A 13,048-nucleotide genomic window follows, 5' to 3' on the forward strand; every position below is an offset into this window, starting at 1 on the left:
TTAGCGCAGCCGGTGCCGGGGCCGGCCGTGGCGGGCCCAGACGGCCAGCGCGACGAGGGCGGCGAAGCAGGGCACCATCAGCAGCGCGTAGACCAGCAGGAACCTGTGCGTGCCCAGGCCCGCGGCCGTGTTCCAGCCGCCGTGCAGGGCCATCGCCAGCAGCAGCCCGGCCGGTGCGGCGGCCCGTGCCAGCCAGCGCCGGGCGGTGGTCAGCGCGACGGCCAGGCCGAGCCCGGTCATCGCGGTGAAGAGCGGGTGGGCGAACGGCGAGAGCAGCGCGCGCAGCACGAAGGCGTGCACCGTGCCGTCGTAGTCGCGCAGGCTGGGGGCGTCGCCCAGGCCGATAGAGTCGAGCCGCTGCTGCTGGTCGTCGGTGAAGGCGCGGCCCAGGTAGAGGACGTTCTCGGTGAAGGCGAAGCCGCCGGCTGTCATCGCGGACAGCACGATGCCGGTGGCGACGACCTGGTGGCGTGAGCGCGCGCGCAGGGGCGGGTCGGCGCGCAGCCGGTGGCGCAGCGGCAGCATGGTGGCCAGCAGCACGACGCCCTTGGCGGACTCCTCGATCAGCGGGGTGGCGAACTCCGAGCCGAGCGTCGCGCCGCGGGCGCTGCCCTGCAGGGCGGTGAGGTACTCGCCGGCCCAGCCGTTCGCCAGCACGGCGACCGCGGTGGCCGCGCAGGAGCCCCAGGCCAGGCAGAGCGCGAGCCGGCGGTTGGGCACCTGGGCGCTCTGGTTGAGCCAGAGCAGCGCGCCCAGCAGGAACGGCATCGGCAGCACGGCGAGCCCCAGTCCGACCAGCAGCCCGGTGGTGCCGGTCTGCTGCTGCACCTGGCGCAGGACCAGCACTCCGCAGCCGGTCAGCAGCAGGACCGCGGCGGCCGAACCGGCGAGCGGGTGGCGCGCGGTCTGCTCCGCACCCGGGGTGCCGGGTGCGGGCGGCCCGTGGCTGGGCGGACTGCTCACCCGAAAAGACTAGTTGACTGCTCCATCGGCTGAGGCCGGGTTTCCGGCTTCTGTCGCGTGGATTTCTGACTCAAGCCGCCTTCCGGACCGGCGGTCCGGGAGGTCTTCCACTCTCAGCGTCAGCCGGGTTCAGACCTGCCCGGATGAGCATCACGCGGGCGGAGTTCTTGTCCCTGGGGGACACGGCTCCGCATGTGGTGCAGGTGTAGGTGCGCAGTCCCAGCGGCAGTGCGTGCTTGGCTCTCGCATCGCAGTGCGCGCAGTCCATCGTGGTGTGCGCGGGGTGGACCAGGTGCACGGTCCTGTCGTGCTTGCGGCCCATCTCGATCAGGGCCCGCTTGGTGGCGCCGATGGCGGCGTCGGCGGCCTTCCTGGCCTTGGTGGAACGGCTGAGGAACTTCGGCTTGAAGTCCTCCACCGCGATCTGGTCGTGGTCGCGGACGACGGTCTTGGCCCACTTGCGGCCGGTGTCCTCGCGCTGCCGGGCGACCTTCTTGTACAGCTTCGCGCGCAGCTTCTTCGCGCGCTGGTAGCCCTTCGATCCGGGCCGGCCCTTGGCAGGTCGGCGGCGGGCCATCATCCGGTCGTAGCGGGTCAGCCTGTCCTGGGCCTTCCTGCCGTACTCGGGGTGGGGCAGGTCGTGCGGGTCGCTGGTGGTGGTCGCGATCTCCTTCACGCCCCAGTCGATGCCGATCACCCGACCCGTCGCCGGCAGCGGTTCGGTGGCGACCGCCACCACGAATGAGCAGTACCAGTGACCGAGGCTGTCCCGGTACACCCGCACCGAGCTGGGCGCGGCCGGAAGGGCACGGGACCACACCACCGTCAGCACGATGCCGCCCGCCAGGTGCAGGCGCCCGTCCTTGATCCGGAAACCGCGCGTCGTGTAGTTCAGCGACGGCTCCGCCTCGCGCTTCTTCTTCGGGCGCGGCATCCCGGCGCGCCGCCGCATCGGCAGTTTCGCCTTGATGTCCTTGAGCGCCTTCGCGCGGGACTTGGCGAAGTCCCTAATGACCTGCTGCTGGGGAACGCTGGCCCCACCACGCAGCCACGCCATCGCAGTACGGGCCTCGGTCAGCATCCTGTCCAGCCGCGCCGGACCGCAGGTCACCTGGTCCGCCCCCTGGGGGCGGTTGCGGTTGGCCAAGTGGACCTTGCGGGACACGGCCACGCACTCGTTCCACACCCATCGGCACCGCCCCCACTCGGCATCGAGCCCGGCGAGAGCGGCCGACGAAACGCGCAGCCGGTGGGTGTACCGGGCGAGCCCGGCATCCCCCCTGGTCCCCTGCGCTGCGACCGTCATGCCAGGAACATAACCTGACGCACTGACACACGGCACTTCACCGTAAGCGGGCAGCAACACCGGTCTGCCTGGCGGCGAAACGGCTAATCCTTGACCCTCCCCAGCCTTCGGCCGGGGGTACCCCCACAGCGGGAAGCCGGATTCCTCCCCGGCCCAAAGGCCGGGGCATCCTCCGGTTGCTCGGTGACCCGGTAGACCTGTCAGGCCTGTCAGAGCTTGCGGAACAGCAGGTCGTGCACCACGTGCCCCTTGGCGATCCCGGCGCGCTCGAACTTGGTCACCGGCCGCCACTCGGGCCGCGGCGCGTAGCCGGGCACGGTGCCGTCCTCGCGGCCGTCCGTCCACTGGCTGCCGTCGCCCTCGGGGTGCAGGTTGACCAGCTCGGGGCGGGCCGACAGGACGTCCGCCATCTGCTCGGCGTACGGCTCCCAGTCGGTCGCGCAGTGCACCAGGGCGCCGGGCGCGAGCCGCGGCAGCACCAGGTCGAGGAAGGAGGGCTGGACGAGCCGGCGCTTGTGGTGCTTGGGCTTGGGCCACGGGTCGGCGAAGTAGACCCGCAGACCGGCCAGGCAGGAGTCCGGCAGCATGTCGCGCAGCAGGATCACCGCGTCGCCGGCCGCCAGCCGCACGTTCTGGGCGCCGCTGCGCTCCAGCATGCTCAGCAGGTTGCCGTGGCCGGGGGTGTGCACGTCCACCGCGAGGATGCCGGTGGCCGGGTCGGCCTCGGCCATCGCGGCGGTGGTCTCGCCCATCCCGAAGCCGATCTCCAGGGTGACCGGCAGCTCGCCGAAGAGCTCGGGCAGCGAGAGCGGGGTGCCGTCGATCGCCAGTCCCCAGCGCTCCCAGTTGCGGTCCAGCGCACCGGCCTGGGCGGGGGTCATCCGGCCCCGGCGCGGCTGGAAGCTGCGGATCCGGCGCTCGTTGTGCTGTTCCTCGGTGGCCCGGTGCGGGTACATCGGCGCCGGGTAGCCGGCTGGTGCGGCGGACAGCCGCGCGGAGGGCGAGTCGGAGGTACGGCGGGGCCGGGGGGCTTCGGGGGCCTCAGCGGAGGCGGCAGTCGTCGATGTCACAATGCCGTCGAGTCTAAACGGACCCTGGCTGCATGCGGCCGGGCCGGTTCAGCCGCCCGCGGCCAGGGCGGCCAGCGCCCGGCGGGCCACCTCCCGGCCGATCGGCAGCGAGGCCGTCGCGGCGGGGGAGGGCGCGTTCAGCACGTGCACCAGGCGGCGGGTGGAGGCGGGGTCGGCGGGGTCGAAGCCCGCGAAGGCGAAGTCGTCCAGCACTGCGCCTCCCCGGGTCACCGCCTGGGCCCGCACCCCCGCGCCGGCCGGGACCAGGTCGTCGGCGCCGACGGCGGGCAGCAGCCGCTGCACGGCGGTGGTGAACGCCCGTTTGGAGAGCGAGCGGTGCAGCTCCCCGCACTCGTAGCGCCAGTGCCGGCGGGCGAGTTGCCAGCTGCCGGGGAAGAGCAGCGTCTCGGCGAGGTCGCGCGGGCGCACCGTGCGCCAGTCGTAGCCCTCGCGGGCCAGCGCGGGCACGGCGTTGGGGCCGACATGGACGTCACCGTGGATGCCCCGGGTCAGGTGCACGCCGAGGAACGGGAAGGCCGGGTCCGGCACCGGGTAGACCAGGCCGCGGACCAGGTGCCGCCTGGACTCGACGAGTTCGTAGTACTCCCCGCGGAACGGCACGATCCGCAGGCCCGGGTCGTCGCCCGCCAGCCGGGCCAGCCGATCGCTGTACAGGCCCGCGCAGTTGACCAGCACCGAGCAGCGCAGCTCGCCGGCCGCGGTCTGCACGGTCACGCCGTCGGAGCGCCGGTCGACGGCCCGCACCTCGCAGCCGGTGTACAGCGCCGCGCCCCTCTCCTGGGCGAGTCGGGCGTAGGCGCGGGCCACCTCCGGGTAGTCGCAGATCCCGGTGGTGGCGACCCGCAGGGCGGCGATCCCGGCCACCTCGGGCTCGTACTCGGCGATCCGGGCGGCCGACAGCTCCTCGACCGGGATGTTGTTGCGGCGCCCGCGCTCGGCCAGGTCCGCCAGCCGGGTCAGCTCCGCGCGCCGGGTGGCGACGATCAGCTTGCCGGTCGCCTCGTACGGCAGCCCGTGCTCGCGGCAGAACGCCGCCATCGAGGCTGCTCCTTCGGTGGCGTACCTGGCCTTGAGGGAGCCCGGCCGGTAGTAGACGCCGCTGTGCACCACGCCGCTGTTGCGACCGGTCTGGTGGGTGGCCGGCGCGCTCTCCTTCTCCAGCACGCCGACCCGCAGGCCGGGCCGGTTCCAGGTGAGTGCGTAGGCGCTGGAGAGGCCGATGATCCCGCCGCCCACCACCAGGACGTCGTAGTCGTACGCCACCAGAGCCTCCTGATCAGCCGGCCCCCCGCTGTCCCGCGATGGTGTCACGCGCCGAGGGCGCGCGTCAGCCCCTCGAATCCGCCGGCGCTCACGCCGGGGCGGTCAGCACCACCCGGGCGCGCTCGGTCAGTTCACGGACCCGGCGCTCGCCCTGGAACGGCTCCAGTTGGCGGAGCATCTCCAGCACGTACTCGCGGCTGCGCTGCGAGGAGATCCGGCCGGCCACCTCCACCGCGCGGGAGCCGGCCTCGACGGCGGCGTCCAGATTGCCGGCCTCCGCCTCGGCCATCGCGGAGACCACCAGCCGCAGGCCGTGCGAGCGGACGAAGCCCTCGGTGGGCCGGGCCAGCGCCTCCCGGGTGAACTGGCGGACCTTGGCGGGCATGCCGAGGTCGCGGAAGCACTCGGCGGCGTCGGCGGCCAGCCGGTCGTAGGCGTAGAAGTCGATCCAGGCCGGGTCCGGGTCGCCGGAGCGCGAGCGCTCCAGCGCGTTCTCGGCGGCGGTGAGCGCGGTCGAGGTGGCGGCCGGGTTGCCCGCGCGGGCCTGCGCCCGCGCCTCCACGAGGTGGAAGAAGCTCATCGTGCGCGCCGTCGCCAGGCCGCGGTTGCGCTCCAGGGCGGCCTGCGCGAGGTCGACCGCCTCCTCGGCGAAGCCGCGGTAGCAGGCCTGCAGGCTCATCGAGGCCAGCACATAGCCGCCGAGCGGCAGGTCGGCCGCGGCGCGGGCCAGGCGCAGTGCCTGGATGTAGTAGCGCTGGGCCGCCTCGTGCTGACCGGTGTCGAAGGCCATCCACCCGGCCAGCCTGGTCAGTTCGGCGGTGGCGCCGAAGAGCGCGCGGCCCACCGTGTCGCTGTACGAGGCGAGCAGCAGCGGCGCCGCCTCGACCCGCAGGCACTCCGGGACCATCGACGAACGCCAGTCCCCGCCGCCGTACTTGGAGTCCCAGCGGCGGGCCTCCTGGGCGGCCTCGCGGAGCTTGGTGGCGTCCGACTGGCCGACCCGGTACGACGACCGCTCGCCGGCCGTGCGGGCAACAGCCGTGCGCGCGGCGGCCGGTGGCCGGCCCGGCGACGGGCTCGGCGACGGGCTCGGCAGCGGGGGATTCGGCGCTGGGCTCGGCTCCACCGCGGTTTCGGCGGGCGGCTGTTCGCAGTCGCCGCGCGCCACCGAGCCGTCCGCCGGGCTGATCAGCCAGCGCGAGACCGGCGTCGCGTACGCGGCCACCGAGAACGTCCCGGACAGGCTGTCGCTCCAGCGCCCGCCGCCCGGCGAGCGGCGCAGCTCCAGATCGACCCGCCACAGGTCGGTCGCCGAGCGCACCGCGGCGGCCACCTCGCGGGGGAAGGCCAGCCCCAACTCCGGTGTGGGGTCGGTGTCGCCGAGCCCGATCTCGTCCAACGGGACGGGTCGGCCCAGCTTGCCGCCGATCGCCGTCGCGATCAGATGCGGCACCGGTCCCTGCGGCACCATGCCCTTGCTGACCCAGCGGGCCACCGAGGTCTTGTCGTAGCGCAGCGTCAGGCCGCGCTGGGTGCCGAGGTCGTTGACCCGGCGGGCCAGACCGGCGTTGCTGATCTGGGCCAACAACAGCAAGGCACCGAGCCGTTCGTTCGGTCCTCGTGGGCTGATGCTCATGGCGGCGGCGGCACCCCCTGGCGGTGTTCTGCGCGGTGTTCCCGCGGTGCTGCGTCCTGCTGTTGGCACCTAGCGTAGTCGTCCGGGTTCCCAGGGTTAAGGGTCGGCATTCCGGTTGGCGGGATCGCGCGCACCCGCCGGGCCCGCGCGGGCGCTCCGGTGGGGTGGAAACCGGCCCGGATCGGGCCGCGCCGACCGGGTGGCGTGTGCTTCGAGCGGCGCTGCGCCGGAGTGGACGAGCGGCTGGAGGGCCGTGCTCCGGTCCTGTGTTGACGTGCGCCCACCTGTGCCCCCTGGTTCCGTCGGCAGGTCAGCAGTTCGCTATGGGCTGTGGGTCGGCCCGCCGTCGAGGACCCGGCGGGCCGGGGGATGCCGCTGCCGCTGTTCCCCGCGGGTGGTGGCCGAAGTCCGGGAGGGCATGCGGATGCCCTCCCGGTCTTTGCGCCGCTTTTTGGCCATATGGGCATGGCCATGACGATCCCCGGGAGTCGGTCGCGGCGGACACACCGGGCCGCCGCTGGGCCCGGGCGGGGTGCGCCGTGAATCGGACGCGCGGCGCGCCCGCCCGGGTGGCCCGGTGCGCGTCGACCGCCGCCGCTGGGGCGCGGACCGGCCGACCATGCCGCGCGGCCCGGGCCACGGAGGGGGAGGCCCGGCCCGCGCCCCCACCGCCGTCCCGCTCCCCGATGTGTCCGAAATCGGCAGGGACCGCACGAAATCACCCGACCGTACCCGGAATCACCCGACCCCGCGCATGGGCGCCCGCAGCGCGACCGGTGGCACGATGTCCCCTGGTACGGGTGAGGCCTGACAGGCAGTCGCCTCCCCGGCGTTGGAGGCACGATGCGCTGGCTGACGGGCTGGAGCGGTGGCGTGGCCGGCTCCCGGAACCTGACGCGCCGGGGGTACGCCAACGCTCCGCGCGCCCCCCGCTCACCCGGTGCGCCGCTGGGCGGGCCGACCGTGCACGACGCGCTGGCCGCCCTCGCCGCCGTCCGTCCGCTGGCCGCCACCCAGCTCTGGGAGGGCCCCGACCCGCTCTGGGCCGTCGGCGACTGGCGCCCGGAGGAGATCCGGCAGGCCGTGCTCCGCCCCGGTGCCCCGGCCGAGATCACCACCGGCCCGACCAGCACCGACCTGCGCGCCGACGGCGAGGCCGTGCTGCGGCTGGCCGTGCTCGGCCACTGCGGCGCCGGCGACGCCGAGCTCGCCGCCGGCCTGGCCGCCGCCCGGGGCGGCGCGGTACGCCACCTGACGAGCTGGCCCGGCAGCTACACCGTGCTGCTGCGGATCGGCACCCGCAGCACGCTGCTGCTCGCCGACCTGGCCGGCGCGCAGCCGCTCTTCCACACCCCCTGGTGCGGCGGCACCGCCTACGCCACCGCCGGGCTCCCGCTCGCCGACCTGGTCGGCGCGCCGGTCGACACCGGCTACCTGGCCGCCCGGCTGGCCTGCCCCGAGTCGCCGGAGGCGATCGGCACCGGCACGCCGTACACCGGGATCCAGCGGGTGCCGCCGGGCCACACGCTGGCCGTCCGCGGCGGGCGCCCGCACGTCAACGGGTACGACGACGAGGGCGCCCCCGGCACCGGACCCGGGGCGGGCGGAGAGGCGCCGGCGGTACGGGAGTTGACGCGCAGCCTGCTGGAAGCGGTGCGCTCCCGGGTGCGCAGCTCGCCGACCGCTCCCGGCCCCGGGTCGGCCCGCCCGCGGATCGGCGCGGACCTCTCGTACGGAACGGCCTCGACCACGCTGGCGCTGCTCGCCGCCGCCGTCCCGATCGGCCGCACCCCGGGCCTCGCCGCCGCTGCCGTCGCAGCTCCCAGCGGCGGCCTGCCCGCGCCGCGCAACGGCGCGGTGAAGGGCTCCTGGGCCCGGCCCGCCGCAGCGGACGCCGAGCCGGCCCCCGAGCCCGAGCTGCTCACCGCCGTCACCTTCCATGAAGCTCCGCCCGCAGGGCCGGATCCCGCCGAGCCCGCGGCGGTCCCGGCGGCGGTGCCCGGCGCGGTCGCCGCCCGGACCCCGCGCCTGCGGCACACCGTGCTGGCGGCCACGCCCCGAACGCTGCCCTACGCCGACCTGGAGGACCCGCTGGCCGGTCCGCTCACCGACGAGCCCGGCCGCGCGCTGGTCGCCGCCGCCGCGATCGCCGCCCGGCTCGCCGCGGGCGGCGGCGACCACCTCACGGGCTACGGCGCCCGGCAGGTCCTGGACGGCCACCCGGCCCGGCTCGCCGACCTGATCCGGGCCGGCCGGCCGCGCGAACTCCTGCCGCCGGTGGCCGCGTTGGCCGGTGCGGACCGAGCCCTTGCGGGCACCCTGACCGGCGCGGTGCGGACCCCCGTCACGGTGCTGCGGGCCGCCCGACGGCTGGCCCGGGCGGGCTACGCCGAGGCGCTGGACGACGTCGCCGTCCAGCTCTCCGCCCGGCGCGGTGCCGATCGGCCGGGCGCGCGCGGTGGCGTACGCGCCGGCGTACGGCTCACGGCGGGGGCGTACTCGGCCGCGGACCTCGCCTGGTGCGTCCCCGGCCCGGCCGCGCGCTGGCTCTCCGACGACGCGCTCTCCGCCGTCGCGCTGCGCCTGCGGCTCGCCGCCCGTGGCCCCGAGCCGGAACACGACCCCGGCGTGCGCCGGGCGCGCCTGGCACTGCACCACCACGCGGCCGGCTACCGCACGCTGCTCCAGGCCGCCGAGCAGCACGGCCAGCGCCTGCACGCGCCGTTCCTGGACAACCGGGTGATCCGGGCCGCCCGGTTGCTCCCGATCGATGTTCGGCTGCAGCCCGGTGCCCGGCACGCGTTGCTGCGCGCCGTCCTGGCGGGCGCCGGGCGGGCCGACCTGCCCGCCGACTGGGGACGCGCCGCCCGCCCGGACCGCGCCGGTGCGGCCCGCGCCGGTCTGCGGCTGGCGGCCGACCCGCTGGCCGAGCTCTTCCAGCAGCCGCTGCTCGCCGAGGCCGGTCTGATCGACCTGCCGGCCGTCCGGCACGCGCTGGCCAGGGCCGCCGACCCGCACGCCGAGCTGTCGCCGGGCACCCTGGACGGGCTGGCCGACCTGGTCTCCACCGAGCTGTGGCTGCGTCGGCTGCAGGCCCGCCGGCACGGGTCCTGCTGGACCGGGCTGCCGCTCCCCGAACGCCGCGCCGTGGCCGCCGCCCGCTTCCCGTGAGCCGTCCCCCGATGGATCATGGCCTTGGCGAGGGTGCGTACCAGCAGCCCCGGCGGCTCCCGAACGTCGCGCCCCGTCGCGGACCCACCCACCGGAGGCAGCGGTGACCAGCACCGATCCGACACCCGCCACCCCGCCGACCGAGGCCGCCCCGATCTCCGCGGAACTGCCCGGCCCACCCCTGCCGCCCGGCATCCTGGCGGGCTGCGACGGGTCGGACGGCTCGCTCTGGGCACTGGACCGCGCGATGACCGAGGCCGAGCTGTTCGGGCTGCCGCTCTATGTGCTCGCCGTCGTCAACCCGGCGCCCAGTGGCTACCCGCCGGGGATGGTCGAGCTGGTGCAGGAGAGCGTGGAGCGGCTCACCGCCAGCATGTCCGACGGCCTGCGGCGGTCCGTCGCGGCGGTCGAGCGGGCCCGCAGCCGGCCGTTCGGCGGGCGGATGTCCCTGCACGTGGTGCTCGGCCGGGCGGTCGAGGTGCTGCTGGTCGGCTCGGTCGGCCAGCACACCCTGGTGGTCGGGACCCGGGGCAACGGCGGGTTCAGCCGGCTGCTGCTCGGCTCGGTGAGCAGCGCCGCCGTGCACCACGCGGCCTGCCCGGTCCTGGTGGTCCCGGCGCCGCCCGCGCACGGCTGAACGGACCGCCCGCCGGGGACTGAGCGGGGGCATGGGGCCGGGAATGCGGAGTCGGACATTTCGGTTCACTCTTCCGGCGTACGCCGACCCCACCCCGTTGACAGGAGCCAGCCCCCATGAAGGTCGAGATCTACTCCGACATCGCCTGCCCCTGGTGCTGGATCGGCAAGCGCCGGTTCGACCAGGCCCTGGAGCGTTTCGCCGGGCGGGACGACGTCGAGGTGATCTACCGGCCGTACCAGCTGGTGCCGGACGCCCCGCAGACCCCGAGCCCGCACCGCGCCTGGCTCGCCGAGCGCTACGGGCCGCAGTCCCGCGCGATGGACGACCGGGTGACCGAACTCGGCCGCGCGGAGGGCCTCAGCTACGACTTCGACGCCGCCCAGCACGCCAACACCTTCCTCGGCCACCGGCTGCTCCACCTCGCCGAGACCGAGTACGGCGCGAGCGTCCAGGGCGTCCTCAAGGAGGCCCTGCTCAAGGCCCACTTCACCGACGGCGTCGACGTCGGGGACCGCGCCGCGCTCACCGGGATCGCGGTGGCGGCCGGGCTCGACCGGCAGCGGGTGGCCGACTACCTGGCCGGGGACGAGGGCGCCGACGAGGTGCAGCGCCAGCTCGACGAGGCCCGTGAGCTGGGGATCAGCGCCGTGCCGACCTTCGTCTTCGAGGGTCGGTGGGCGGTCCAGGGCGGGCAGGAGGTGGAGACCTTCGTCAAGGTCCTGGAGCAGGTGACCGCCGACATGTCGGCCGCCGAGGCAGCGGCCGAGCAGGCGGCGGTCGAGCAGGCGGCGCCCGACGGCGACGCCTGTGCCGACGGGGTCTGCGCCGTCTGACGCCTCCGTCTGACGCCGCCGTCTCAGCCGGATGTCAGCAGGTGAAGCGGGCCGAGGCCCAGTCCGCGAGGCTCCCGGGCGACCACCACAGGTCGTCCGCGGGGGTCACCACCAGCCGGATCGAGTGCTGCCCGGTCACCGGTACCAGCACCGGCACCGGTGGCTGCCCGACCCGCAGCGGAGGTGACGTCCACAGCGTCCGGTCGTCGTCCCCCGTCACCGAGAACACCGCCGAGCCGCCGGGCAGCGTGAGGTCGTCCACGCCCGCGACCGCCTGGTAGGTCGAGCACGGCCGGTTGAGGTCGAGCGTCACCGTCGAGGGGGCGGCCATCGTGATGCCCCGCCGGTAGGAGTTGCCGCCGAGCGACAGCCCCTGGCGCTGCCAGAGCCAGTCGCTCGCGGCGGTGTCGATGCTCGGCCCGGACGGCGGGACCCGCTGCGAGCCCGTGCTGAACGGCAGGCTGTCCAGCCAGTAGCTGGTCAGCGCGGGGACGGACGGAGTCGGCACGGGCGGCGGCGGCACCGGCGTGGGGACGGCGGGCGGGGTCGGCACCGGCGGCGTCGGGATCACCGGCGGGGTCGGGACGGGCTTCGGCGGCGGGGCAGGCACGGGGGTGTGCTTCGGCGGCGACGGCTTCGGCCGGGGAGCCGGCGGTGGCGGCGGGGCGGGAGTGGGGGTCGGCGTCGGGGTGGGCTCGGGCGCCGGGAGCGGTGCGGCCGGCGCCGGGCTGGCCGGCGCGCTGCTGACGGGGGGTGCGGCGACCGGGGGGCGGGGAGCGGCGGCGCCGGTCAGCGCGTACGCGACCGCCGCGGCGGCGGCCACCGCCACGGTGGCGGCGATCGCGGCCTTGCCCACGGTGCCGAGCCCCTCGCCGGCGGCTGCGGCCGCGCCGCCACCGCTCGAACCGGCGCCCGCACCCGCACCCGCACCGGCCGCGGCGCCTGCACCGCTCGTCGCGCCTGCCGTTGCCGCGGCCCCGCCCGCCGCCGCGCCGCCGGCCAGCGCACCCGCGCCGAGGGCGGCCGCAGCAGCCGAGAAGGCCCCCGATCCGACCCAGAGCAGCGCGCCGGTCGGCAGCACCACCCGCAGGCCGTGGTTGATGTCGGCCAGCTCCAGATACGCGGTCGTGCACCGGTCGCACTCCTGCAGGTGCCGCCCGACCTCGCCGGACGCCCGCTTGCGCAGCGCCCCGCGGGCGTACAGGCCCAGCCGGTTGGCGTACTCCTCGCACCCCTGCTGCTGAGTCCCCGACACGTGCGCCTGCAGGAACCCGGCCGCCAGCCGGGACCTGGCCCGGTGCGCCTGGACGGCGGTGGCGTTGGCGGTCTTGCCGAGCAGCACGGCGACGGTCTTCGGGGACTCCTGCTCGACCTCGGTGTGCCAGAGCAGCACCCGGTCGTCCTCGGGCAGTTCGACGAAGGCCCGCATCACCATCCGCTGGTCGGCCTCCGCGATCGCCCAGGCGTCCGCGCCCGGGTCGGCGAGGTCGTACTCCACCGCGGAGGCGGTTGCGGACTGCGCGAAGACGCTGAAGTCGTCGACCAGTTGCTCCCGCCGCTCGCTGCGGGCCCAGGCCGCGGCGACATTGCGGACGGAGGTCAGTAGATAGGCCCGGACCGCGAACTCCGGTCCCTTGCCCGCCCGCAGGGCCTGCAGGGTGCGGGCGAAGACCTCGCCCGCCAGGTCCTCGGCGGTGAAGCTGTCGCGGCAGCAGGTCCGGGCGTAGCGCCGCACCGAGACCGCGTGCCGGCGGTAGATCTCCTCGTACGCGGTGTCGTCGCCCGCGCGCACCAGCGCCGTCAACTCGGCGTCGGAGGGCGGCCGGTCGCCGTCCACCGGGTCGGCCGGCGGGGGCACCTTGGCGACCGCCGAGATCTCCTCGCCGCTCCCGGCACGGGCGTTGACGAAGGCCTCGGGGGTCACGCCGCCCTGGCCCGCGTTGGCCTGCCCGGGCACCCGCGCGCTCACCGCGCCGACGCCGTGCGGCGAGTCCGCGAGCGACTCGCGCGGCGGTGCGCCGCCCTGCCCGGGGACCTGGCCGGCCGATGGTTCGGCGACCGCACCGAAGTCGAAGTCGTAGTCGTGCTCGTTCTGCTCCTCGGCGCTCACGAGCCCACCTCGCCGTTCACCGCAGGCGTGTTGAC

The 13,048-nt window shown here is 75.6% G+C and carries 9 protein-coding genes; 3 read left to right on the top strand and 6 right to left on the bottom strand.

What is annotated here, in order from left to right; genetic code table 11:
• From P3T34_RS22110 to P3T34_RS22130, 5 genes are all read right to left on the bottom strand, one after another.
• The gene (locus tag P3T34_RS22110; RefSeq protein ID WP_280667776.1) at window positions 1-963 is read right to left on the bottom strand and encodes a PrsW family intramembrane metalloprotease; all 963 of its coding nucleotides are present in this window, start codon (window positions 961-963) and stop codon (window positions 1-3) included.
• A 70-nt stretch (window positions 964-1,033) separates the two neighbouring features.
• Window positions 1,034-2,269 (bottom strand): transposase, encoded by a 1,236-nt coding sequence (locus tag P3T34_RS22115; RefSeq protein ID WP_280667777.1) that lies wholly within the window; start codon window positions 2,267-2,269, stop codon window positions 1,034-1,036.
• Window positions 2,270-2,478: 209 nt separating this feature from the next.
• Window positions 2,479-3,339, bottom strand: coding sequence for a tRNA (guanosine(46)-N7)-methyltransferase TrmB (trmB, locus tag P3T34_RS22120; protein WP_280667778.1), 861 nt, complete (start codon window positions 3,337-3,339; stop codon window positions 2,479-2,481).
• 48 nt (window positions 3,340-3,387) lie between these two features.
• Window positions 3,388-4,626, bottom strand: coding sequence for an L-2-hydroxyglutarate oxidase (gene lhgO / locus P3T34_RS22125; RefSeq protein ID WP_280672281.1), 1,239 nt, complete (start codon window positions 4,624-4,626; stop codon window positions 3,388-3,390).
• An 85-nt stretch (window positions 4,627-4,711) separates the two neighbouring features.
• On the bottom strand, window positions 4,712-6,259 hold the full coding sequence (locus tag P3T34_RS22130) for an MFS transporter (RefSeq protein ID WP_280667779.1): 1,548 nt from the start codon (window positions 6,257-6,259) through the stop codon (window positions 4,712-4,714).
• A gap of 843 nt (window positions 6,260-7,102) precedes the next feature.
• On the opposite strand from P3T34_RS22130, the gene P3T34_RS22135 reads away from it, so the two are divergent.
• The 3 genes from P3T34_RS22135 (at window position 7,103) to P3T34_RS22145 (ending at window position 10,903) form a co-directional block, all read left to right on the top strand.
• Window positions 7,103-9,430, top strand: a complete 2,328-nt coding sequence (locus P3T34_RS22135; RefSeq protein ID WP_280667780.1) for an asparagine synthase-related protein — start codon at window positions 7,103-7,105, stop codon at window positions 9,428-9,430.
• Between the two features lie 103 nt (window positions 9,431-9,533).
• Window positions 9,534-10,067 carry a universal stress protein gene (locus P3T34_RS22140; RefSeq protein ID WP_280667781.1) on the top strand — a complete coding sequence of 178 codons (534 nt, stop codon included), beginning with the start codon at window positions 9,534-9,536 and terminating at the stop codon, window positions 10,065-10,067.
• Window positions 10,068-10,183: 116 nt separating this feature from the next.
• Window positions 10,184-10,903 (top strand): DsbA family oxidoreductase, encoded by a 720-nt coding sequence (locus tag P3T34_RS22145; RefSeq protein ID WP_280667782.1) that lies wholly within the window; start codon window positions 10,184-10,186, stop codon window positions 10,901-10,903.
• 34 nt (window positions 10,904-10,937) lie between these two features.
• On the opposite strand, the gene P3T34_RS22150 is transcribed toward P3T34_RS22145, so the two are convergent.
• Window positions 10,938-13,013 (bottom strand): sigma-70 family RNA polymerase sigma factor, encoded by a 2,076-nt coding sequence (locus tag P3T34_RS22150; protein WP_280667783.1) that lies wholly within the window; start codon window positions 13,011-13,013, stop codon window positions 10,938-10,940.
• Window positions 13,014-13,048 lie beyond the last annotated feature (35 nt).

This window comes from Kitasatospora sp. MAP12-44 (assembly GCF_029892095.1).
In the GTDB taxonomy this organism is placed as follows: Bacteria; Actinomycetota; Actinomycetes; order Streptomycetales; family Streptomycetaceae; genus Kitasatospora.

What these genes read in the sequence shown, in the direction of transcription:
- P3T34_RS22135 (WP_280667780.1), top strand. Translation starts at nt 7,103, where the DNA reads ATGCGCTGGCTGACGGGCTGGAGCGGTGGCGTGGCCGGCTCCCGGAAC.
- P3T34_RS22145 (WP_280667782.1), top strand. Translation starts at nt 10,184, where the DNA reads ATGAAGGTCGAGATCTACTCCGACATCGCCTGCCCCTGGTGCTGGATC.
- P3T34_RS22115 (WP_280667777.1), bottom strand. Translation starts at nt 2,269, where the DNA reads ATGACGGTCGCAGCGCAGGGGACCAGGGGGGATGCCGGGCTCGCCCGG.
- P3T34_RS22130 (WP_280667779.1), bottom strand. Translation starts at nt 6,259, where the DNA reads ATGAGCATCAGCCCACGAGGACCGAACGAACGGCTCGGTGCCTTGCTG.